Raw genomic sequence first — 22,157 nt, forward strand, 5'->3', positions numbered from 1 at the left:
AGGGATCCTTTACTTGAGCAGGCGGGCGGCTTCGGTAGCGAAGTAGGTGAGAATCTGGTCGGCACCGGCGCGCTTGAACGCGGTCAGGGACTCGAGCATGATGGCCTCGCCGTCAATCCACCCATTGGCGGCCGCGGCCTTGACCATCGCGTACTCGCCGGAGACCTGGTAGACCGCAACCGGCACGGGAGAAGTCTCCGCCACGGCCGAAAGCACATCCAAGTAAGGCAGGCCGGGCTTGACCATGACGAAGTCCGCGCCTTCTTCGATGTCGAGCTCGACCTCGAGCAGGGATTCGCGGAAATTGCGCGGATCCTGCTGGTAGGTGCGGCGGTCGCCCTCGAGGGAGGAACCGACGGCGTCGCGGAACGGTCCGAAGAAGGCGGAGGCGTACTTGGCGGAATAGGCCATGATGGCCACATCCTCGTGGCCGGCCTCGTCGAGGTCGGCGCGGATGGCGGCCACCTGGCCGTCCATCATGCCGGACGGGGAGACGATGTGGGCGCCGGCGCGGGCCTGGGAGCGGGCCATGTCTTGGTAGAGCTTGACGGATTCGTCGTTAAGCACGCGGCCCTTGTCATCCAGCACGCCGCAGTGGCCGTGGGAGGTGAATTCGTCGAGGCAGGTATCGGCCATCACGATGAGGTCATCGCCGAATTCCTCGCGCAGGCAGGAAATGCCGCGGTTCAAAATGCCCTGCGGGTCCCACGCGACGGAGCCGGTATCATCCTTGTCTTCCTCGAGCGGAACGCCGAAAAGATCGACGCAGGTCACGCCGGCTTCTAGCGCCTCTTCGGTCGCGCGGCGCAGGGAATCAAAAGTGTGCTGGTAAACGCCCGGCATGGAGGGAATCTCGCGCGGGGCGTCGAGACCGTCCACGATGAACATGGGCAAAATCAGGTCCGAGGGGCGGACCTGGGTTTCGGCCACAAGGTTGCGCATCGCGGGGGTGGTGCGCAGGCGGCGTGGGCGGCGGGCTGGGAAGGTGCTCATTGGGTACTCCTTAGAGCGAGACTAAAACTTATGCCTTGTCGACCTTAGTAGCCTTCTTGCGCGAGCGGCGCTTCTTCCTCGGCGCGGGAAGGTTTCCGGCGGCGCGGAGGGCGGCGACGTGGTCTGCGAGGGCGTCGACAAGCGCGGGTACGTCCGCGACCTCGGGCACGACATCGACGCGCAGGCCCATCTCTTCCGCGGCCGCTCTTGCCGACGGCCCGATACACGCAATGATCGTCCGCTGGTGCGGTTTGCCCGCAATGCCCACCAGGTTGCGCACGGTGGACCCAGAGGTGAAAGCGACCGCGTCGAAGCCGCCGGTCTTGATCATGTCGCGGATCTCGGCCGAAGGCGGGGCGGCGCGGACGGTGCGGTAGGCCACGACGTCATCGACTTCCCAGTCGAGGGCCTTGAGCCCATCCACGAGGGTATCGGCCGCGATATCGGCGCGCGGGAGCAGGACGCGGCCGACGGCGTCGATATCTTCCACGAAGTTGGGGAAGACATCGAGCAGGCCCTCGGCGTTCTGCTTTTTCTTGTGCGGTAAAAGCTCCGGGACCATGCCCTTGGCGCGGATGGCGGCCGCTGTCTTGGTGCCCACGGCCGCGAGGTGGACGCCGGCGAAATCGCGGGCGTCGAGGCCCAGCTGGGCGATCTTATCCCACACCGCGTTCACTGCGTTGACGGAGGTAAAGACGATCCACTTATAGCGACCCTCAACGATTCCCTTAATGGCGCGGTCCATCTGTGCCGGATTGCGCGGCGGCTCGATGGAGATGGTGGGCACGTTTTGGGGAATGGCTCCGTAGCCGGCCAGGCGCGCGGACATCGGGCCAGCCTGCTCCTTAGTGCGCGGCACGAGCACGCGCCAGCCGTAGAGGGGACGGTTTTCCCACCAGGAGTATTTGGTGCGGTCGTCGATGCTGCGGCCGAGGGTGACCACGAGCGGGCCGACAAGGTCAGCGTCGAGCTTGCCCATGGTGCCCAGAGTGGTCTCGTAGGTGCGCTGCAGGCGGGTGGTGCCGTGCACGGTGACAAAAGCCTCGGTCTCGGCCGGCATGCCGCGTTGTTGTAGCTCTTCGGAGATGACCGGCAGGTCCTCCTTCGTGGCCTGCAGAACGATGGGCTGCGTGGCGTTGGCCAATGCGTCCCAATCGGCACCGTTGGTGACATCGGCCTCGGTATAAGTCGAGCCGAGTGCAATGCCAGCAAAGGACGGCACGGTCGACGGCAGGGACATGCCCGGCACGACCTGGAATTCCAGGCCTGCGGAGGCCACGGCATTGATTTCGGCCTTGATGGACTCGCGGTGCAGCGGGTTGCCGGTCACGAGGCGGATGACATCTTCGCCGTCGGCCTCAACCAAGCATTCACGCAGCTGTCCGACGATATCCTCTCCCGGTTCATACAGCACCGCCGCCGTTGGCGGGGCGGGGCGGGGCGGCTTGCGGCGCGCGCCCTTGGCCTTGGCGTCGGCGCACATTTGGGCGTATTCAGCCTCGGCGGCGTCGAGAAGCTCTTGCGGAACGGGCAGGGCGGCTGCGACGGCATCGCGCACCCCCTGCATGACCTCTGGATCGGTCACGGCGATGGCACTATTTGCCAGAACCTCGCGGGCGCGGACGGTCAGCAGGTCGGGATTACCTGGACCAGCGCCCACAAAGACGATCTTGCCCAATTGGGTGTCTGGCGCGGCATTGCTCATAAAGTTCTTTTCTAAATTCGGGCGCGCGGCACCGCGCACGGACATGATCGCATGCGGTGTGGTTCCCCGCGCCGGCGGTGGGTGACACGGTCATAACGGCCAAAATCCCAGGCCTTAAGTCCTGGGATGCCCTTAAAGGGGGCCGGATCATTGCGGGACAATGATTTGTGGTATCTACACCTTAAATTATTAGCGCCTAAAGGCGAAATTACTTGCCCAGCAGCTCGGCCGCACCACCGGCGAAAAGCTCGTCGGAAACGCGCGCGCCGAGCTCGGCGGCTTCGGCCGCAGGCCCGGAGGCGGTGGCAGTAAGCTGACGCGAACCATCGAGCGCAAAGACGCCACCGCGCACGGTGAGCTGGTCGCCGTCCCAGCGCGAGGTGGCGGCCACCGGCGCGGTACAGCCGGCCTCAAGGCGGGCCAGCACGGCGCGCTCACCGGCCGCGGCGGCCGAGGCGCGGTCATCGACGATGGCATCGAGGGCCGCGGCAGCCTCGGTTCCGGCCACAGCCTCGATGGCGAGGGCGCCCTGGGCCGGCGCCGGCATGAAGACGGAGGGCTCGAAGATTTCGGTGGCGCGGTCCGCGTAGCCGCCGCGCAGCAGGCCGGCATAGGCCAGCAAGACGGCGTCGAGCTCGCCGTCGGTGACCTTGGACATGCGGGTATCGATATTGCCGCGCAGCGGGCGAATCTCCAGGTCGGGGCGGATGGCGGCCAGCTGGGAGATGCGGCGCGGGGCGGAGGTACCCACGCGCGCGCCCTGCGGCAGCTGCGCCAGGCTCAGGCCATCGCGGGCGACGAGCGCCTCGCGGGAATCCTGGCGCTGCGGCACCACGAGGCGGAAGCGATCATCGGGCGCGGTGGGCAGGTCCTTAAAAGAGTGGACGGCGATATCGCACTCGCCGGCATAGAGGGCCTCGCGCAGCGCTTGGGTAAATACGCCGACGCCGATACGCTCGACCGGTGCCATATTGACGTCGCCGGCGGTGGTGACGATGTGGAGCTGGGAGTCAAAGCCGGCGTCGATAAGCCAATCGCGGACGTGGCCCGCCTGGGTGGTGGCAAGCTTGGAGCCGCGGGTACCAATCTGAAACATTTAGGCCTCCTTAGTCATGGTGGGCAATTCATTAACGGCCACGGACACTCCGGAGCCTTCCAGTTGCAGGCCAAAAAGTTCCTGCAGGGCATTCTCGCTGCTGACACTGCTTTCCGACGCCGCCAGTTTCTTCGCCCGCACCGTTGGTTCATGCAGCAGCTTATCGGCCACGCGCTTGAGGGCGCGCTGGACGTCCTCAAGTTGCTTGCCCGAGATTTCGGGGTGCTTATGTTGCAGGCGTGCGGCCTCGCATTCCACGAGGTCGGCCGCGCGGCGGTGCAGGGCGCTCACGGCCGGGACGACATCGCGTACGCGCTGCGCAGAGGTATAGGCTGCCAGCTCTTCGTCGACGATGCGCCGGGCCTGCGCGTGCGGGCTAGTGCCGGCCGCGACGTCGGTATCGGCGGCCGAGAGCGACTTGCTCAGGCGCTCGATATTGACCAGATCCACGCCCTCGGCCGCAGCGGCGGCATCGTCGATATCGCGCGGCAGGGAGAGATCGATGAGCATGAGCTCGCGGCCGGCGGGAATGTCGGTGGCCTCGATGGTGAAGTTATCGGCGCCGGTGGCGGAGATGGCCAGGTCGACGTCGGAAAGCGCGGCGGCACGTTGGGAAAAGTCCACGACGCGGGCGGCAACGCCCGCCTCCTCGGCGTGGCTGGCCAGGCGCTCGGCGCGCTCACGGGTGCGGTTGGCCAGCACCAGCTCCTTGACCCCCAGCCGGCCGGCGTGGGTGGCGGCGAGCGATGCCATAGCGCCCGCGCCGAGGACCAACGCGGTCTTGCCGGCCAAGTCCTCGGCGTCTAGGCGCTGCAGGGCTTGGTCGAAAGCGAAGGACACCATGGAGGAGCCTGCCTCATCGATGTCGGTCTCGGAGTGCACGCGCTTGCCCGCCCGTAGTGCCGACTGCGCCAGCGCGTGGATGCGCGGTCCGGCCGTGCCCTGTTCGGAGGCGGCCTGGTAGGCGCTGCGCACCTGGCCGATGATCTGCTGCTCTCCTACCACCATGGAATCCAGCCCAGAGGTCACGGACATCAGGTGCTCGGCCGCGGCGTCGGCATAGCGCACGTAGAGGTAGCTGCGCAGCTCCTCCTCGCTCACGTCCGATACCTGGGTGAGCACGCGCACGACTTCCTGCACGCCGGCATGGAAGGAGTTAGTAACGGTGTAGACCTCCATGCGGTTGCAGGTGGAGATGATCATCGCCTCTGAAAGTGAGTCGGCCGCCACCAGTTTCCCGCAGGCGGAATCCTGGACCGCACTATCCATGCTCAGCTTCTCCAGCAGCGCCACTGGCGCCGACTGGTGGGACATGCCCACGACGAGCACGCTCATGCACAACACTCCTCAACCATTTGATTGATTTTAACCCACCAAAAGAGTACCCGTCGGTGGCAGGGATCCCGAATTATCTGCTTAGCTCGGCCGCGAGCTCGGCATTGTCTACTTCCCAGCAGGCGAACTCTTCGCCGTCGATAACCACGACGGGTACGCGATCACCGAACTCCATGGCCAGCTCCGCATCCTCATCCACGTTACGCACGGCAAGCTCCGCACCTGCCTGCGTGACAACGGGGGTAATCTGCTCCCTCACGCGCGCACAAGAACCGCAGGTGGTGCGCACCATGAGCTCGACGAAATGCTGAGACATATTCTCCTCACAGGGACGGCGGCGGTCGAAACCATTACTATGGACACGTTAGTCCACCCCGCGTTTGCGAAAGCTGTTTGTCTGACTCGTGTCCGCTACCACTCCCCCAGGGTTCCCTGAAACTCCCCGCGAATTCTTGGCCAACTGGACCGCTTCGCGCGGCAATCTGCGTAATTTTTTAGAAAACCAGGCGCTCGCCCCGCTGGATGAGGAATCCCAGCGCACCGCCGGCGAAGCCGCGGCCGCGGCGGCATTGGAAGAATTCGGGCTGGAGCTAGAGGATTTTGCCTCCGGTGTGGATTCGGTAACCGGCTCTTATGACGCGGCGGGCTCGCAGCGTATTACCGCCCAGGACCCGGACGTACCGGTAGATGTGGGCGCGGCGGCGTTTTTCGACGTCGACAATACCCTCATCCAAGGCTCCTCCCTCGTGGAATTCGCCTTCGGGTTGGCGCGCAAGCGCTACTTCCGGTTATCAGAGATCTTGCCGATTGCGTGGAAGCAGCTTAAATTCCGCGTCTCCGGCAGCGAAAATGCCCGAGACGTCGCCGCCGGCCGTGCGCAGGCGCTGGAGTTTGTCAAAGGCCGCAGCGTCGACGAGCTGGTCGATCTATGCGAGGAGATCGTGGACGCCTCGCTCGCGCGCCGCGCATACCCTGGCACTACCCAGTTAGCAGAAATGCACTTAGCCGCCGGCCAGCAGGTGTGGTTGGTCACGGCCACCCCGGTGCAGCTAGCGCAGGTGCTCGCGCGGCGATTCGGGTTTACGGGAGCGCTCGGCACCGTCGCAGAGGTCAAGGATGGCAAGTTCACCGGCCGGCTGGTCGGCGATATCCTGCACGGCCCCGGCAAAAAGCACGCCGTAGCCGCGCTCGCGACCATCGAGGGCTTGGACCTTTCGCGCTGCACCGCGTATTCGGATTCCGCCAACGACGTGCCCATGCTGTCCATGGTCGGTACCGCCGTGGCCATTAACCCAGACCGTAAGCTGCGCACCATCGCCAGCGAGCACGGCTGGCTGGTGCGCGACTATCGCTCAGTGCGTCGCGCTATCCGCACCTATGGCCTGCCGGCCCTGGCCACCGCTGCCTTTTCCTATGGCGGCTGGCGCTACTACCGGCGGTAGCGAGGGCGGTAGCGGGCGCTGGGGGGACATCGGCAAGCATGCAAAAACCCTCCGCACAATGGCGGAGGGCAAGAAGCGGGCTGGGTTTACTTGCCCAGCTTACGGCGCTGCACGCGGGTGCGGCGCAGCATCTTGCGGTGCTTCTTCTTGGACATGCGCTTGCGGCGCTTCTTAATGACGGAACCCATAGAGTCCTCACTTTCAAATAGTACGTACTGTCAAACTTGTCAGCGCTAAAACGGCGAAGGTGCACTCTTGCCGCCGTGGCCACACGGACCGCGGGCCACATCAGCGAGCCGACACGAATGCACACCATCTTACCCAGCCCCCAGCCCGTGACCAAAAAGGGCCCAGGAGAAAGAACAGCGCCCACCACCGCTGACCACGATGGCCAGCAGAGGTGGGCGCTGTCTAGTGCGGCGCGAGCCTAGGCTCCGTAGACGGATGCCTCCAAGTACTCGTTGACGGCGGACTCGTGGACGCGGAAAGAGCGTCCAACGCGAACAGCCGGCATTTCGCCTGCGTGAACCAAACGGTAGACGGTCATCTTGGAGACGCGCATAATCTCGGCGACCTCCGCGATCGTCAGAAAGGTTCCCTTATCTTCATTTGCCATATATATCTAACCCTTCAGCTCGGTGCGCGCTGTAGGCTTCCCCTCCCACAGGACTTCACGCACGTGCTTGTCCTAGCCTATCGTGAAACATGTGACTAATGCGACCCAAGTGCCAAATTTCTTCACAGCATTCATTAGGGTTTACCCCGAAAGCGCTGCTTAACACCCGCCCCAACGCTCCCGGGCGGGTACACCCCCACCACGGGAAGGTCGCGCACGGAAGCTTTAGCCAAGCTCCTTAGCCTTGTCGGAGCAGGCCTCTGCCGCGCGGTAGAACGCTCCGCGCAGGCCGGACTCCTCCAGCTCGCGAACAGCGGCCGCGGTGGTGCCGCCCGGCGAGGTCACTCCGGCACGCAGCTGGGTGGCCGAGCGGCCAGAGCTGGCCAACATCTCGCCGGAGCCGGCCGCAGCCTGGGCGGCAAGCTTCTCAGCGACGTCGCGGGGAAGGCCGAGCTGCACGCCGGCGTCGACAAGCGCCTCTGCCACGAGGAAAAAGTATGCCGGGGAGGAGCCCGCCAGCGCGGTGGCGGCGTCGATATTCTTCTCTGGGATAACCGCAACCTCGCCAACGGCTTCGAGCAGCTCGCGCACGCCGTCCATCTGGGCATCGCTCACATGCTCGCCGGCCGCGCAGGTGCACATGCCGCGGCGCACCAACATGGGGGTATTGGGCATGACGCGCACCACCGGCTGGCCTTCGCCCACCGCACCCTGCAGCTGCTCTAGCGTTAGGCCTGCGGCCATGGAAACGACCACGGCGTCCTTCGCCGGCGACAGGCCTTCGAGCAGTTCCAGGATGGCGTAGGGCTTCACGCACGCGAAGATATAGTCCGCGCCGTCTACCGCGGCCGCATTATCGCTGGTGGTATTCACGCCATAGGTCTGTTCGAGTTCGTGGCTGCGCGATTCGGTGCGATTGGTAACCGTGATATCCGAGCCTGCAAAGCCCGATGCCACGAGTCCCGAGGTCAAAGCCTCACCGATTTGTCCGCCGCCTAAAATTGCAATTTTTGTCATAGTCTCCACCATGCCAAAAATGTGGAACCCCGGCTACCACGTGGGGTAACCGGGGCATCGACAAGCGCGGGGTTAAAGCATAACCAATAGCAGCGGGCCGAAGGTGAGGACGAGGCCGGTAAAGCCGGCCAGGAACATGGAGAAACCATCGCGTGCGGTGCGCAGCGCGTGGGTCACACCGACCATAATCGCGGTGACGCACAGCGCTAGGACAGCCACGACCAGGCGTGGGAAGTTATCCCACAGAATCTCAAAGCCCTTGAAAATGACAATCGCCAGCAGGATGCCCGCGACAATCATCAGCAGGATGGATACCGGATTGAGCTTCTCGTGCTCTTCTTCCACCCAATCCTCGTTGTCCTCGACCTTGGGTAGGTTGCCGGTTTCCTCTGCGCTCTTGGCGACGCCCGCCTTCTTCGACGTCGGCACCGCCGCCGCGGCCGCTCCAGCGCCCGCTGCCGCAGCTCCTGCTCCGGCTGCCTTCGCGCGCTTGTCGTCCTTAGGCTTTTCAGCAGCAGGCTTCGCAGTGCCCTGCTTTTCAGCACGGGCCTTGTCTGCGGCTGGCTTCTTTGCCGCTGGTGTGTCCGCAGCAGACTTTGCCGCAGCAGGTTTAGCCTCGCCCGCCTTATCCACCCGCTGGATTACCGCGGTGTCATCGGCTGAAGGCTGGTTCTTCTTCGCCGCGTCCTGTGCCGCGCCGGTGGCAGCAGGCTTCTGTGCGGCCGGAGCAGCGGCAGCCGGAGTAGCGGACGAAGCAGCTGCAGTCTTTGTGGTGGGCTTTGCGGCAGGCTTGGTAGTCTGCGCCGCCTTAGCTGCGGGCTGTGCCGCGCGCTTTGCCGCCGGCTTTGCGGCTGGGTCCGCGGCGGGCTTCTTCGCGGAATCGGCACCGGCCTGTTCGGCTGACTTGGGGGAACGGATGACGGGGGCGTCTTCGTCGATAGAGACGGAGGTGTGCTTGGCCTCAGCAGGAGAAGCCTTGACCTTTTTGAGGTTGCCGGTCAGCTCGGCAACGGAAATGCCGCCTTCATCCAGGCTGCGGCGGTGGCGACGAGAACGGTTGTCTTTCTTGCTTTCCTTCTCGCCGCGGGCTTTGTTATTGCGAGCCAGCAGCTCTGCCACGGTCAACTTATTCTGGTCAGCCATGATCTCTTCCTATTCCAATCCCTTGTCGGTCCGGCGCAAAATGACGCCCTCACGCAGCGCCCATGGGCAGATTTCCAGCTTCTCGATTTCCAAGGCTCGCATGGATGCCTCGGCCACCAGAGCGCCGGCAACGATTTGGTGCGATCGGTTAGAACTTACACCTTCTAGGTCCGCTCTGTCTGCCGCAGTCATGCGGGAGATGAAGGAAATCAACTGACGCAGACCCGGTGCAGTCAGCGTGCGCTTGACGTATGGGCCGGCAGACGAGGGCGCAGAACCGGTAAGTCGTGCAAGCGTACGGAAGGTTTTAGAGGTGCCCACGGCGAGGCCGGCGGGACCCATCGCCTTCATCTGTGCGGCAACGTCCTCAAGCTCCGCATCAATAAAATCGCGCAGCGCACTTACCTTCTTCTTCTCTGGTGGGTCGGTGTCGAACCAATTATGGGTCAACCGGCCGGCACCTAGGTCGAGGGAGAAAGCAAGGTCGGGGTGCTCATCAGTACCGGTGGAAAGCTCCAGCGAGCCGCCGCCGATATCCAGGTTGGTGATACGGCCAGCGGACCAGCCATACCAGCGACGCGCGGAGAGGAAGGTCAGCTGGGCTTCTTCCACGCCGGAGAGGATTTGCAGGCGCACGCCAGTATGCTTTTCCACCTCATCGAGCACTTCCTCAGAATTGGGCGCGGAGCGCACCGCCGAGGTAGCAAAGGCAATGAATTCAGCGCAGCCCAGCTTTTCACCCAGCTCGCTAGCTTCAGCTACGGCACTGACCAGCTTCTTTACACCCTTTTCATGGATGTTGCCCTTCTTATCCAGCTGTTCTACCAGCCGGAGCGGGGTCTTCCAATCACTCATCGGAGTCGGTCGTCCGCCCGTCGCGGCATCGACCGCAACAAGGTGGACAGTATTGCTTCCGACGTCTAATACACCTAATCGCACACTAATAGCGTAGTAGGTCTACCGTGGTTAGGTGTGAATCGCCCAAAATCTGACACGGTATATCTAGGTTTTCCCGCGAGCTCGCCCGCGGCGGCGTCGATAAGAGCAGGCCGCGAAGAGGCCCCCGATTTCCCGCGGGAGTGGTTTGAATTTACCAATCCGAACGACCCACACCACGTCTTTTCCATCGACCTGACATGGGTGGAATCGCACTACAGCTGCCAGTTTGGTACTTCGGCATGCCGGGGCATCGACAAGCGCCAGCCCGAAGTGGGCTGCTGCGTGCATGGAGCTTATATGGCCGATGAGGAAGACCGCGACCAGCTTTATGACGCCGTCGCGCGCATGCCCGCCGAATATTGGCAGCTGCGCCCAGCGGGGGTAGATGAATTCCTCGCGCAAGACGATACGGATGAATTAGAACCGTGGCTGGAATGGGACGAACTCGACGGCGAGGACGGGGAACCGGAACCGGCGCTGAAGACGCCGATTGTGGATGGAGCGTGCATTTTTGCCAACCGCGCCGGTTGGGCTACGGGCACGGGCTGCGCGCTGCACCAGTGGGCGGTGGATGCTGGCGAAGAGCTCACAGTGGTCAAGCCGGAGGTGTGCTGGCAGCTGCCGCTGCGCCGGTACGAGGATTATGAAGAACGCCCGGATGGGCAGGAGATCCTACGCACCCAGATAGGCGAGTATGACCGTCGCGGTTGGGGCAATGGCGGCGAAGATTTTGATTGGTATTGCTCGGCCGATTCCGCCTGTCACGCCAATCCGCTGCCGATGTGGCAGTCGCACGAGGACGAGCTGGTAGCACTAATGGGCCGCGAGTCTTATGAGATTCTGGCCGCGCACTGCAAGGCCCGAGCGGCGGCGGCCGAACACGGCGTTCAGCTCACGCAGCACCCGGCCAGTGTGAAGGCTGAAAGCCTGCAGGCGGAAGATTAGAGCTCGAATTTATAGCCCAGACCGCGCACCGTGACCAAGTGTTTCGGGCGGGAGGGCTGTTCCTCAATCTTGGAGCGGAGACGCTTGACGTGGACGTCGAGCGTCTTGGTATCTCCGACATAATCAGCGCCCCAAATGCGGTCAATGAGCTGACCGCGGGTGAGCACGCGGCCGGCGTTGCGCAATAGGTACTCCAGGAGGTCGAATTCCTTGAGAGGCATGGATACCGGCTCATCTGCGACGGTAACGGTGTGGCGCTCCACGTCCATCTTGACGCGGCCGCCTTCGAGGATCTGCTCGGCAACCTCTTCCTCGGCCTCGGCCTCGGCACCGGCTCCAGAATCATGGCCGCGGCGCAGTACCGCACGGATGCGGGCGATAAGCTCGCGGGAAGAATAAGGCTTGGTGACGTAGTCATCGGCGCCCAGCTCGAGGCCGACGACCTTATCAATCTCGGAGTCGCGCGCGGTGACCATGATGACGGGCACGGACGAAGTAGTGCGCAGCTGTTTGCATACCTCGGTGCCGGACATGCCGGGCAGCATGAGGTCCAAAAGGACGATATCGATGTCGTTTGCGGCAAACTTTTCCAGCGCGGTAGGGCCATCATGCGCGATGATGGGTTCAAAACCTTCCTTGCGGAGGAGGAATGCCAGCGGATCTGCCAGCGACTCTTCATCTTCAACGATGAGGATGGTGGTCATTGTGCTTTATCCTTTCGACGTGCTGCAACGCGTGCCACTGCACGCGGGAGCCCAGGCGCCGCCGCGTCGACGGCATCCCTTTTCTCATTATCCTTCATGCCAGCTTCCTGCGCTGGCTTTTCTTCCCTGTAGATGGGCAATTCAATGGTGAATGTAGAACCCGTACCCGGCCGGGACCATAGTTTGATATTGCCACCATGGTTGGCCACCACGTGTTTAACAATTGCTAATCCTAGGCCAGTGCCTCCGGTCTGCCGCGACCGGGCTTGGTCTACACGGAAGAAGCGTTCAAAAACACGTTTCTGGTCATCCGGTGCGATGCCAATGCCACGGTCCGTGACGCGGATGAGTACGACCCCACCATCCACCACCTTTTGGGAGACAGACACCGGCATTTTCTCCGGCGAGTAGTTAATCGCATTGGAGACCAGGTTGGATAGTGCTGTTACCAGCAGGGATCGATCGCCTTTAACCTGCACGCCGACAGAGGCGCCGCGGTTGAGCTCGATGGAACGGGCCTCGGCAGCAAGGTGGTTGCGCGAGAGGGCTTCATCGATGAGATCATCTACGGCTAGGGGTTCCATCTCCGGCAGGGCCTCGGCTCCCTGCAGCTTGGACAGGGAGATAAGTTCGCTGACCATATCGGCCATGCGGTTGGCTTCCTTATAGACCTTATTGCCAAAGTACTCCACGGTCTCTTGGTCGCCGGGGTCTTGTAGCAGGGCCTCCGCCAGCAGGGCAATGCCGCCGACGGGCGTCTTGAGCTCGTGGGAGACGTTCGCCACGAAGTCACGGCGGGCGGACTCCATGCGGACATTTTCGCTTTCATCGGTGCCGTAGACGATGACAAAGCGGCCGTCATTAAGGGTCAGTGGCTTAATCACCGCCCTGACCTGCGTGACACGGTGTCCCGTGCGCCGCTTGGGAATAGCTATGTCGACGGTGCGGGTCTCCTTGTCTTCGAAGACCTCCTGCGCGGTCTCCCATACCTCCGGGTTAACGGCGCGGTCATGCACCAAGGACATCTCATGCGCGGCCGGATTAGACATGACGATTTCCTGGCTGCGGTCCAGCACCGTCAGCGCCGTCGGCGAGCCTTGCACGGCCAAGTGCAGCACCTGGCTAACCGTCGTAACCTGATTGGCCCCGACATCGGTAGCCTGGCGGTAGCGCGCAATGCGCCCGCGCGCCCAGGACATCGCCGGCAGCGCCAACCCGCAGGCCACCACGCCGGCGGCAAAGGAAAGAATCAATTCCACGTGTCTAGCCTATCCATCACAAAGTCCCCAGGGAATACTCCCCGGGGACTTTAGCGCAGTTACTTACTTACCGCCCTGCGCAGCAACGGCGGCGGCACCGGCAGCAGCAGCTTCCGGATCCAGGTAGGTACCGCCTGGGTTTGCTACCGAGCCGTCCTCGGTAATCTCATAAACCAGCGGGATGCCGGTGGGGATATTCAATCCGGCAATATCATCATCAGAGATATTGTCCAGGTGCTTGACCAGTGCGCGCAGGGAGTTGCCGTGAGCGGCGATGAGCACGGTCTCGCCCTTCTTGGCGCGCGGGAGGATTTCCTCTTCAAAGTACGGCACAAAGCGGGCGACAACATCCTTGAGGCACTCGGTCTGCGGGACCTTATCTAGGTCTGCGTAGCGCGGGTCATTGGCCTGCGAGTATTCGGAGTCATCGGCCAGCTCTGGCGGGCGCGTGTCATAGGAGCGGCGCCATGCCATGAACTTTTCCTCGCCGTACTCTTCCTTGGTCTCAGCCTTATTCAGGCCTTGCAGGGCGCCGTAGTGGCGCTCGTTGAGACGCCAATCGCGCACTACTGGGATCCAGTGACGATCGGCGGCATTGAGCGCGATATTTGCGGTGCGGATAGCGCGGCGCAGAAGAGAGGTATAAAGGACGTCCGGCAGAATGCCTTCCTGCGCGAGCAGCTCGCCGCCGCGCTTGGCTTCCGCCTCACCCTTTTCGGTCAGGTCTACATCGACCCAGCCAGTGAACTGGTTGGACTCATTCCACTTGGATTGGCCATGGCGAAGGAGAATTAGCTTTCCGTTAGTCATGTTTCCAGCATGCCACGAAATGGCTCCCAGCGTAGGAGGTTTAGTCTCCACTTGCCCGCCGTTGATGGCAGTCTGGAACCTCGATATGGCTGGCCTCGTCATAGATTTCTGCGAGCGCTGCGGCGGAGCTGGCCCAGCTAAAACGCGCGGCGTGGGCGACGGCGGCTTCGCCCATGGCGATGCGCATGGGGTCGTCGTCAAGCAGGCGGGCCAAGGCATCAGCCCAATCCTCCGGATCGTGCGAGTGCACCAGCAGGCCAGTTTCCCCGTCAGCCACGGCAATGGGTAGCCCGCCGACGGCGGCAGCAACCACCGACGTGCCAGAGGCTTGGGCCTCCAGAGACACTAGGCCGAAGGACTCGTTATAGCTGGGCACCGCCACAATATCAGCCGCGCGGTAGACCCCCACCAGTTCCTCCGGCGGGCGGGCACCCAAAAAGCGCACCCGCTTATCGACGCCCAACTCACGCGCCAACTCCCTATATGCCTCCGGCGCTGTATTGGCCCCCGACGGGCCACCGCAGATAACCACCCGCAGGTTGCGGGCCGGCTCGCGGCGGAAGAGCTCGGCCGTGGCGCGGAGGAGTACCTCCGGGCCTTTGAATTTTTGTAAGCGGCCGACAAAGGCCACCACCTTGGTGTGCAGCGGAATGCCCAACTCGCGGCGGGAGCGCTCGGTATTGCGGTCCGTGCCAGGGGTAAAAAGCTCTACGTCGGCGCCGGGCGAGACCACGCGAATATTGGCTCTCTCGGCATCATAATGTTCGGCCAAGTCGCGGGCTTCTTGCTCGGTATTGACCACCAGCAAGTCCGCGTTATCCACCAATTGCTGTTCGCAGATGCGGCGGGCTTCGGACTCCAAGGTGTCATCCGCCGTCCGCGAGGCGTTTTTCACCGCGGCCAAGGTATGCGCTGTGTGAATAAGCGGGATACCCCAGAGATCCCGCAACAGCCAGCCCACCTGGCCAGAAAGCCAGTAGTGGGAGTGAATAAGGTCATATTTTTTACCCTGCCATTTGGCAAATTGCACCATGCCGCCGGCGAAAGCGGCCAGCTGGGTAGGGAGATCCTCTTTATCTAGCCCCTCGTACGGGCCCGCGACGATATTGATAACGCGCAGGCTAGGCTCCACCGCAATGATTTCGCCTTGGCTGGGCCGGGTGGCGCGGGTATAGACGTCTACCTCGATTCCCCGGCGGGCCAATTGGCGGGCAATATTGAGGACGTAGACGTTCATTCCACCCGCATCCCCTGAGCCAGGCTGCTCGATAGGGGATGTATGCATAGAAATCATGGCGATGCGCATGGCGCTCCATTCTAGCGGCGCTATACTGGCCCCTGCCAGAAACCTACGCTACCGAAAGGTCACGTTTTGTCCGCATATGAAACAAAGGCTTGGCTCCAGTATTACCCGGAATGGACACCGCATACGCTGGACTACGGCGATACCACGCTGCTGGATATTTATGACAACAACCTAAAAATCAACGCGGATCGGCCGGCTACCTATTTCTTTGGCCGTACGCAGTCCTATGCTGAGCTAGACCGCCAGGTTCGCGCAGCGGCCGCGGGCCTGAAGGCCTTCGGCGTGCGGCCAGGTGACCGCGTAGCGATCGTCGCGCCCAACTCGCCGCAGTACATCGCGGCGTTTTATGCCATTCTGAAGCTCGGTGCGCAGGTGGTACTGCATAACCCGCTCTACACCGCCCACGAGCTGGAAGGACTCTTCCAAGATCACGGCGCGCGCATCGCCATCGCTTGGGACAAGGCCGCGCCCACGCTGGAGAAGCTGCGGGCAACCACCAATCTGGAAACGGTCGTGTCCATCAACATGATCAACGCCATGCCCACCCTGCAGCGCGCCGCTTTGCGCCTGCCTATTCCGCCGCTCAAGTCCAAGCGCGAGCAGCTATCTTCCCCGGCGCCAAATACCGTGCCGTGGGAAACTTTGGTGGGCAACGCAATCGGTGGCGACGGCAGCGATATCACCACGCCGGAAGACGTGGACAAGGACACCATCGCGCTCATCATGTATACCTCTGGTACCACCGGCGCCCCGAAGGGCGCCATGCTCTCGCACGGGAACCTGTTTTCCAACCTCCTGCAGGGCAAGGCGTGGGTGCCGGGCTTGGGCGATAAGCCCGAGCGCATGCTCGCCGCCCTCCCCTTCTTCCATGCTTATGGCCTGACCATGAACGTGACCCTGGCGCAGTTTATCGGCGGCGAGCTGGTTATCCTGCCTAAGCCAGATATGTCGCTCATTATGCAGCTGATGAAAAAGCACACCCCGACCTGGGTGCCGGGTGTGCCGACGCTCTACGAGCGAATCGTCAAAGCCGCCGACGAGCAGCAGATTCCTATCAAGGGCGTGCGCGCAGCCTTCTCCGGGGCTTCTACCTTGCCTTCGGACACGGTCAAGAAGTGGGAGAACTATACCGGTGGCCTCTTGGTGGAAGGCTATGGCCTGACCGAATGCTCGCCCATCATCGTGGGCAACCCTATGAGCACCGACCGCCGCCCCGGCTACGTGGGCATCCCCTTCCCGGATACCGAGGTGCGCATCGCCAACCCAGATAACCTCGATGAAACCCAGCCCGATGGCACCGAAGGCGAAGTTTTGGCGCGTGGGCCACAGATTTTCAAGGGGTACCTCAATAACGAGGAGGCCACCGAGGCCGCATTCCACGGCGAGTGGTTCCGCACCGGTGACATGGGCGTTATGGAAGAAGATGGCTTCATCCGCCTGGTTAGCCGCATCAAGGAGATCATCATCACCGGCGGCTTCAACGTATATCCGGGCGAGGTGGAAGAAATCTTGCGCGAGCACCCGAGCATTGATGACGTCGCCGTGGTAGGCCGGCCACGCGAAGATGGCTCCGAGGACGTCGTCGCCTGCCTCGACTTGGCCGATGGCACCGCTCTCGACCCGGAGGGACTCAAGGAATACTGCCGCGAACGCCTTACCCGCTACAAGGTCCCGCGCACCTTCTACCACTTTGAAGAGCTGGCTAAGGATCAGATGGGCAAGATCCGCCGCCGCGAGGTCCAGGCAGACCTTATCCGCCGCCTCGAGGCCGAAAAGGACTAGCGTGTTCCGCCTCATCGATAGCCCCCTCGGACCCCTGCGCCTGCAGGCGAGCCCGCGGGGGCTTTCCCGTGTGGAATTCACCGCAACCGGCGCCCTGCCGGAAGCGGTGGGCAGTGCGGATGAAAGGGACGTCGAAAAGCACAGCACAGACGTGCTCGATGCGGCGCAGGCGCAGCTTGCGGAGTACTTCGCTGGCCGGCGCCGCGCCTTCGAGTTGCCTTTGGACCCGCCCACCACAACCGAATTTCGCGCGGCCGTACACGCGCAGTTGACGGAGATTGGTTATGGGGAAACGGTCACGTATCGCGACGTCGCCAAGATGCTCGGCCGGCCCGGCGCGACGCGGGCCGTGGGCAGCGCGTGCGGCGCCAATCCCCTGCTTATTGTGCGGCCGTGCCACCGGGTGCTGCGTAGCGATGGCGGGCTGGGCGGATACGCGGGCGGGCTAGCTGCCAAACGATTTTTGCTGACGCTGGAAGAAATCTAGAAGGATTCTTTCGGTTTGGGATAAACTATCCCCTCAGAAATAGTTTTTGTAGCCAAACGAAAGGTTTTCGCGTGTCCACTTCCCCCTCCCAAGCCTGGCTCCAGCACTACAGCGACTGGACCCCACACACGCTGGACTACGGCGATAAGACCATCGTCGACTACTACCGCAATAACCTGCGGGTCAACGCCAATAAATCCGCCACCTATTTCTTCGGGCGCACGCAAACCTACGCAGAGCTCGATAGCCAGGTGCGCGCCGCCGCGGCCGGTCTCAAGGCCTTTGGCATTCGCCCGGGCGATAAGGTAGCCATCGTCCTTCCCAACTGCCCCCAGCACATCGCCGCCTTTTATGCGGTCCAACTACTCGACGCCACCGTGGTCGAGCACAACCCGCTTTATACCGCCCCGGAGTTTGAGGGGCTGCTCAAGGACCATGGCGCGCGCGTGGCTATTGCCTGGGATAAGACCGCCTCCACGCTGGAAAAACTGCGCTCGACTACCCCGCTGGAGACCATCATCTCCGTCAATATGGTAGATGCCATGCCTCCGCTCAAGCGCCTCGCGCTGCGCCTGCCCATCCCACCGCTGGCTGCCAAACGAGAGCAGCTGACCACCCCTGCCCCCAATACCGTGGAATGGTCCACGCTCATCGGCGCGGCCATCGGCGGCGACGGCACGGACCTCGATTTCCCCGAGATCTCCCCGGACGATATCGCGCTCATCCTCTACACCTCTGGTACCACCGGCAAGCCCAAGGGCGCACTATTATCCCATGGCAACCTCATCGCCAATGCCATCCAAGGCAAAGCCTGGGTACCGCAGATGGGCAAGCAGCAAGAGCGCTTCCTCGCAGCGCTGCCCATCTTCCACGCCTATGGCATGACCACGCTGTGCATTTTCAGTATCTACCTGGGCGCCGAGCTCATCCTGCTTCCCTCGCCGCAGATGCCGCTCATCCTGGACATCCTAAAGAAGCGCACTCCCACCTGGCTGCCCGGCGTGCCCACGCTCTACCAGAAGATCATGGACGCGGCCGAAGAAAAAGACGTTGACTTAAGCGGAATTCGCAACGCCTTTTCCGGCGCGGCCACGCTGCCTGTAGAGATTGTGGAGCGCTGGGAAACCATGACCGGTGGACGGCTCGTGGAGGGCTTTGGCATGACGGAAACCTCCCCGGTCCTCACCGCCAACCCCATGAATGGCAAGCACCGCCCCGGCTATGTGGGCGTGCCCTTCCCAGATACGGAGGTGCGCATCGCCAACCCCGATAACTTGGATGAAACCCAACCCGATGGCCAGCCGGGCGAGATGCTCGCGCGCGGTCCGCAAATTTTCCAGGGCTATTTTGGCAATGCCGACGCCACCGAAAAGACTTTCCACAATGGCTGGTTCCGCACCGGCGATATGGCACTGATGGAACCGGATGGCTATATCAAGCTGGTCAGCCGCATCAAAGAAATCATTATCACCGGCGGCTTCAACGTGTATCCCGCCGAAGTGGAAGAGGCCATCGCGCAGCACCCCGATGTGGTGGACGTCGCCGCCGTGGGTCGCCCCCGCCAGGATGGCTCCGAGGATGTCGTCGGCTGCGTCACCCTGCGCGATGGTGCCGTGCTCGATCCCGAGGGATTGAAGGAATTCTGCCGCGAGCGCCTTACCCGCTACAAGGTCCCGCGCACGTTCTATCACTTTGAGGATTTGGCGCGCGACCATCTAGGCAAGATTCGCCGCCACCAGGTGCGCAAGGACCTACTCGAGCTGTTGGAGGCAAAGGCCTAAACTTATCGGCTATGGCAGAAATTCACTATGGCGCTACCTTGACGGATTTCCTCACGGCGGCCGTCGCACAGTTTCCACAGCGCCCGGCCACCTACTTCGCCGGCCACACGCTAACCTATAGCGAGCTCGATGCCCAGGTGGCGGCCGCGGCCGGCGCCTTGCGCGAGATGGGCGTGCGCCCCGGCGACCGGGTGGCGCTCCTGCTCCCTAATTGCCCGCAACACGTGGTGGCATTCTTCGCCATCCTGCGCCTGGGCGCGGTGGTGGTGGAGCATAACCCGCGCTATACCGCGCACGAGCTCACCCCGCTGCTCGCCCATCATGGCGCCCGCGTGGCCATTGCCTGGGAGGACATCGCCCCCACCGTATCCGCACAGGTGGAGGCCACCATCTCCGTTTCCCTTGCCAATCCGCTTCCGCTTTCCGGCACCCCGGTGGAGCCGCACCCAGCCACGCTTGCCGACGCCGCCCTTATCCTCTACACCTCCGGCACCACCGCCCGCCCCAAAGGCGTGGTCTTAACCCACGGCAACCTCGCTGCCAACTGCTTGCAGCTAGAAACTCAGGCCCCGCTGCGCCGCGGTAATGAGCGCTTCCTGGCCGCGTTGCCCATGTTCCATTCCTATGGCCTGACGATGAGCGTGCTGCTTGCGGTGCGCTGCGCGGCGGAGATCATCCTGCTTGCCACCCCACGCACCGACGCAGTGACGGAAGCGCTTGCGACCCGCCGCCCCACCTGGATGCCGGGCGTGCCGACCATCTACGAACGCGCCATGAACTACGCTGCCACTGCCGCTGATTCCGAGTCTCCCTCGGATCTCGGCGGGGTGCGCTATTCCATCTCGGGCGCGGCCTCGTTGCCTTCGCGCATCATCGACCCCTGGGAGGCACGCACCGGTGGCATGTTGGTGGAAGGTTATGGGCTGACGGAAACCTCTCCCGTGCTGACCATCAATCCCCTTGATGACACCCGGCGCGCCGGCACCATCGGCCTGCCGCTGCCGGATACGCAGCTGCGCATCGGCGATCCTGCCGATCTCAGCCGCACCCAACCGGATGGCGTGGCCGGCGAGATCCTCGCCCGCGGCCCGCAGGTTTTTGGCGGCTACCTTGCCGACGCCCCCGCTACCTCAGCCGCCTTCCATGAAGGTTGGTTCCGCACAGGAGACATGGGCGTGCGCGAACCCGATGGCCATATCCGGTTGGTGGGCCGCATTAAAGAAATCATCATTACCGGCGGATTCAATGTTTATCCCGGCGAGGTTGAGGAGGCCTTAACCTCCCACCCCGATATCGCCCAAGCCGCCGTCGTAGGCACTCCCCGCTCCGATGGTTCTGAGGACGTCGCTGCCTGCGTGGTCCTGTCTCCTGGTGTCCGGCTCGACGAAGCCGCCTTGCGCGAGCACTGCCGCGGGCTGCTGGCGCGTTATAAGGTACCGCAAAGATTCTTTGCCATGGATAAGCTTGCCGGTGATCAGCTAGGCAAGCTGCGCCGCCGCGATGTCCGGCGCGATCTCCTCGCCCGCCTTCACCGCGACTAGTCTGCGTCGTTTTCTGCTTTGCACACCGCTTGTTTGTAGATGCGCTCGGACCGCTCTTCTAGGTCAAGTTGGGCGCGGGCTTGGGATTTGGCGGCGGCATCGGAACGCGGCGGAGCCTGAATATGCCGCGCGGCGTGCAGACCCAGTTGCAGCTCTTTGGCTCGCAATACCTCCGCATCGATTTTGATGCCCAAAATGAGCATCGTATTAGATAACCATACGGCCATGAATACGGCCATGATGAGGCTGAAGGCGCCGTAGACGCTGGCCCCAGCAAAGCGCTGGGTATACAGCGCAAAGGCTCCCCACACCACGACATTGGTGCTAAGCGCCACCACGGAACCGAGAGTTATCCAGCGGAAGCGCGCTGGCCGCACATTCGGGGAAAAGTGGTACAGGATGGCAATCAACGTCAGCACGACCACCACGGTGAGCGGGAAGCGCAGCCAATTCCACACCGGCATAAAGATGCCGCCCAAAAAGTCCGCGGTGCCTTGCATCTCTAGCTTGCCGGCTAACGGTTCGACCACACCGCTGACAATGGTATCGCGCAGCAGGTTAGCAAAAAGCACGATCACCGCGCCGATGACCAGGACGATAGTAAGCCCCCACATGAGTGCCCAGGTGCGGATTATTCCGCGGCCCTCTACCCGCCCGTAAACGGTATTGGCGGTGCGCGAGAAGGCACGCACATAGGCCGAGGCGGCAAAAAGAGAAACCAGCACGGATACCACCAGCGCGAAGGTGCCTTGGGCTGTGGAGCCAATGATGGAGCCCACGAGGTGCTCGGCCTGCTCCGTCATCGAACTCGGCACGTAATCCGCAATGAACTGCGAGGTTAATTCATGTACCTCGGCGCGCCGAGAGGAAAAGATGAGCGTGGCTATCGAATAGGCCGCGAGCACCGTAGGAGCAAAGGCCATGAGCGTGAAATACGTCATCGTGGCGGCGCGATCCATCAAGGCATCGTGGAAGAAGTCCGCCCACACGCGGCGGAGCACCAGCCCCCAGCTTTCCTTGCGCAAGCGGTTACCGCGGGCCAGCGGGTCCACATTTTCGGTGTGGCCTTCGATCTTGACCACGGTGGGCGCGGTACTCGGCACGATTTTATCCGCGCCCTCATAGACGGATTCTCTTACCGGAGTGGCTGAAGCGCTCGGCCGTGCAGTGGCGGACGGGTCGCCAGCAGACAGATCGTCGGCCGCCATGTTCGCGGCGCCAGGAACCTCGGCGGAATCGTCCAGTGTGCTCATATT

At 62.8% G+C, this 22,157-nt stretch carries 21 protein-coding genes; 6 read left to right on the plus strand and 15 right to left on the minus strand.

The genetic code is table 11. From position 1 onward, the window contains the following. Positions 1-9 precede the first annotated feature (9 nt). The 5 genes from hemB to I6I12_RS11365 all read right to left on the minus strand — a co-directional run bounded on the left by hemB (position 10) and on the right by I6I12_RS11365 (position 5,445). Complete coding sequence (gene hemB / locus I6I12_RS11345) at positions 10-993, minus strand: porphobilinogen synthase (protein WP_200288314.1); 984 nt, start codon at positions 991-993, stop codon at positions 10-12. Positions 994-1,021: 28 nt separating this feature from the next. Further along, entirely contained in the window at positions 1,022-2,698 is a 1,677-nt protein-coding gene (locus I6I12_RS11350; RefSeq protein ID WP_234288131.1) for a bifunctional uroporphyrinogen-III C-methyltransferase/uroporphyrinogen-III synthase, read from the minus strand. Positions 2,699-2,906: 208 nt separating this feature from the next. Further along, on the minus strand, positions 2,907-3,794 hold the full coding sequence (gene hemC / locus I6I12_RS11355) for a hydroxymethylbilane synthase (protein ID WP_023020479.1): 888 nt from the start codon (positions 3,792-3,794) through the stop codon (positions 2,907-2,909). Then, the gene (locus tag I6I12_RS11360) at positions 3,795-5,129 is read right to left on the minus strand and encodes a glutamyl-tRNA reductase (RefSeq protein ID WP_023020478.1); all 1,335 of its coding nucleotides are present in this window, start codon (positions 5,127-5,129) and stop codon (positions 3,795-3,797) included. 73 nt (positions 5,130-5,202) lie between these two features. After that, entirely contained in the window at positions 5,203-5,445 is a 243-nt protein-coding gene (locus tag I6I12_RS11365; protein ID WP_200288316.1) for a glutaredoxin family protein, read from the minus strand. 88 nt (positions 5,446-5,533) lie between these two features. Here I6I12_RS11365 and I6I12_RS11370 point away from each other — a divergent pair, with 88 nt between their 5' ends. Beyond that, on the plus strand, positions 5,534-6,571 hold the full coding sequence (locus I6I12_RS11370; protein ID WP_200288317.1) for an HAD family hydrolase: 1,038 nt from the start codon (positions 5,534-5,536) through the stop codon (positions 6,569-6,571). Between the two features lie 86 nt (positions 6,572-6,657). Here I6I12_RS11370 and I6I12_RS11375 read toward each other — a convergent pair whose 3' ends face one another. The 5 genes from I6I12_RS11375 to I6I12_RS11395 form a co-directional block, all read right to left on the minus strand. Then, positions 6,658-6,759 (minus strand): 30S ribosomal protein bS22, encoded by a 102-nt coding sequence (locus tag I6I12_RS11375; RefSeq protein WP_003855542.1) that lies wholly within the window; start codon positions 6,757-6,759, stop codon positions 6,658-6,660. A 239-nt stretch (positions 6,760-6,998) separates the two neighbouring features. Beyond that, positions 6,999-7,187 (minus strand): helix-turn-helix domain-containing protein, encoded by a 189-nt coding sequence (locus tag I6I12_RS11380; RefSeq protein WP_005527601.1) that lies wholly within the window; start codon positions 7,185-7,187, stop codon positions 6,999-7,001. 225 nt (positions 7,188-7,412) lie between these two features. Beyond that, complete coding sequence (proC, locus tag I6I12_RS11385) at positions 7,413-8,204, minus strand: pyrroline-5-carboxylate reductase (protein WP_234288132.1); 792 nt, start codon at positions 8,202-8,204, stop codon at positions 7,413-7,415. Positions 8,205-8,276: 72 nt separating this feature from the next. Further along, entirely contained in the window at positions 8,277-9,347 is a 1,071-nt protein-coding gene (locus I6I12_RS11390) for an Rv0497 family membrane protein (RefSeq protein WP_200288318.1), read from the minus strand. Positions 9,348-9,356: 9 nt separating this feature from the next. After that, the gene (locus tag I6I12_RS11395; protein WP_080971159.1) at positions 9,357-10,286 is read right to left on the minus strand and encodes a Ppx/GppA family phosphatase; all 930 of its coding nucleotides are present in this window, start codon (positions 10,284-10,286) and stop codon (positions 9,357-9,359) included. A 33-nt stretch (positions 10,287-10,319) separates the two neighbouring features. Between I6I12_RS11395 and I6I12_RS11400 the strand changes: the two genes are divergently transcribed. Next, the gene (locus I6I12_RS11400; protein ID WP_200288319.1) at positions 10,320-11,231 is read left to right on the plus strand and encodes a DUF3109 family protein; all 912 of its coding nucleotides are present in this window, start codon (positions 10,320-10,322) and stop codon (positions 11,229-11,231) included. Here the strand turns inward: I6I12_RS11400 and I6I12_RS11405 are convergent. From I6I12_RS11405 to mshA, 4 genes are all read right to left on the minus strand, one after another. Beyond that, positions 11,228-11,935 carry a response regulator transcription factor gene (locus I6I12_RS11405; protein WP_049358745.1) on the minus strand — a complete coding sequence of 236 codons (708 nt, stop codon included), beginning with the start codon at positions 11,933-11,935 and terminating at the stop codon, positions 11,228-11,230. The two genes, I6I12_RS11400 and I6I12_RS11405, sit on opposite strands and share 4 nt — an antisense overlap. After that, entirely contained in the window at positions 11,932-13,194 is a 1,263-nt protein-coding gene (locus tag I6I12_RS11410; RefSeq protein WP_200288320.1) for a sensor histidine kinase, read from the minus strand. Before I6I12_RS11410 ends, I6I12_RS11405 begins: the two co-directional genes overlap by 4 nt. Positions 13,195-13,257: 63 nt before the next feature. After that, entirely contained in the window at positions 13,258-14,004 is a 747-nt protein-coding gene (locus I6I12_RS11415; protein ID WP_023020469.1) for a phosphoglyceromutase, read from the minus strand. 40 nt (positions 14,005-14,044) lie between these two features. After that, positions 14,045-15,310, minus strand: a complete 1,266-nt coding sequence (mshA, locus tag I6I12_RS11420; protein ID WP_200288321.1) for a D-inositol-3-phosphate glycosyltransferase — start codon at positions 15,308-15,310, stop codon at positions 14,045-14,047. Positions 15,311-15,376: 66 nt separating this feature from the next. Between mshA and I6I12_RS11425 the strand changes: the two genes are divergently transcribed. From I6I12_RS11425 to I6I12_RS11440, 4 genes are all read left to right on the plus strand, one after another. Next, the gene (locus I6I12_RS11425; protein WP_200288322.1) at positions 15,377-17,092 is read left to right on the plus strand and encodes a long-chain-fatty-acid--CoA ligase; all 1,716 of its coding nucleotides are present in this window, start codon (positions 15,377-15,379) and stop codon (positions 17,090-17,092) included. Position 17,093: 1 nt separating this feature from the next. Then, a complete protein-coding gene (locus tag I6I12_RS11430) occupies positions 17,094-17,579 on the plus strand; it encodes a methylated-DNA--[protein]-cysteine S-methyltransferase (RefSeq protein ID WP_200288323.1) in 486 nt (161 codons plus the stop codon). 71 nt (positions 17,580-17,650) lie between these two features. Then, positions 17,651-19,360 (plus strand): long-chain-fatty-acid--CoA ligase, encoded by a 1,710-nt coding sequence (locus tag I6I12_RS11435; protein WP_200288324.1) that lies wholly within the window; start codon positions 17,651-17,653, stop codon positions 19,358-19,360. A gap of 11 nt (positions 19,361-19,371) precedes the next feature. Then, the gene (locus I6I12_RS11440; RefSeq protein ID WP_200288325.1) at positions 19,372-20,901 is read left to right on the plus strand and encodes an AMP-binding protein; all 1,530 of its coding nucleotides are present in this window, start codon (positions 19,372-19,374) and stop codon (positions 20,899-20,901) included. Here I6I12_RS11440 and I6I12_RS11445 read toward each other — a convergent pair. Beyond that, entirely contained in the window at positions 20,898-22,154 is a 1,257-nt protein-coding gene (locus tag I6I12_RS11445; RefSeq protein WP_023020463.1) for a YihY/virulence factor BrkB family protein, read from the minus strand. The two genes, I6I12_RS11440 and I6I12_RS11445, sit on opposite strands and share 4 nt — an antisense overlap. Positions 22,155-22,157 lie beyond the last annotated feature (3 nt).

Origin of the sequence: Corynebacterium kefirresidentii (assembly GCF_016599755.1) — a bacterium.
Taxonomy (GTDB): Bacteria; Actinomycetota; Actinomycetes; order Mycobacteriales; family Mycobacteriaceae; genus Corynebacterium; species Corynebacterium kefirresidentii.

Excerpts from the sequence above, each read along its gene's own strand:
- hemB (WP_200288314.1), bottom strand. The coding sequence starts at position 993 with ATGAGCACCTTCCCAGCCCGCCGCCCACGCCGCCTGCGCACCACCCCC.
- I6I12_RS11350 (WP_234288131.1), bottom strand. The coding sequence starts at position 2,698 with ATGAGCAATGCCGCGCCAGACACCCAATTGGGCAAGATCGTCTTTGTG.
- hemC (WP_023020479.1), bottom strand. The coding sequence starts at position 3,794 with ATGTTTCAGATTGGTACCCGCGGCTCCAAGCTTGCCACCACCCAGGCG.
- I6I12_RS11360 (WP_023020478.1), bottom strand. The coding sequence starts at position 5,129 with ATGAGCGTGCTCGTCGTGGGCATGTCCCACCAGTCGGCGCCAGTGGCG.
- I6I12_RS11365 (WP_200288316.1), bottom strand. The coding sequence starts at position 5,445 with ATGTCTCAGCATTTCGTCGAGCTCATGGTGCGCACCACCTGCGGTTCT.
- I6I12_RS11375 (WP_003855542.1), bottom strand. The coding sequence starts at position 6,759 with ATGGGTTCCGTCATTAAGAAGCGCCGCAAGCGCATGTCCAAGAAGAAG.
- I6I12_RS11380 (WP_005527601.1), bottom strand. The coding sequence starts at position 7,187 with ATGGCAAATGAAGATAAGGGAACCTTTCTGACGATCGCGGAGGTCGCC.
- proC (WP_234288132.1), bottom strand. The coding sequence starts at position 8,204 with ATGACAAAAATTGCAATTTTAGGCGGCGGACAAATCGGTGAGGCTTTG.
- I6I12_RS11390 (WP_200288318.1), bottom strand. The coding sequence starts at position 9,347 with ATGGCTGACCAGAATAAGTTGACCGTGGCAGAGCTGCTGGCTCGCAAT.
- I6I12_RS11405 (WP_049358745.1), bottom strand. The coding sequence starts at position 11,935 with ATGACCACCATCCTCATCGTTGAAGATGAAGAGTCGCTGGCAGATCCG.
- I6I12_RS11415 (WP_023020469.1), bottom strand. The coding sequence starts at position 14,004 with ATGACTAACGGAAAGCTAATTCTCCTTCGCCATGGCCAATCCAAGTGG.
- mshA (WP_200288321.1), bottom strand. The coding sequence starts at position 15,310 with ATGCGCATCGCCATGATTTCTATGCATACATCCCCTATCGAGCAGCCT.
- I6I12_RS11440 (WP_200288325.1), top strand. The coding sequence starts at position 19,372 with ATGGCAGAAATTCACTATGGCGCTACCTTGACGGATTTCCTCACGGCG.
- I6I12_RS11445 (WP_023020463.1), bottom strand. The coding sequence starts at position 22,154 with ATGAGCACACTGGACGATTCCGCCGAGGTTCCTGGCGCCGCGAACATG.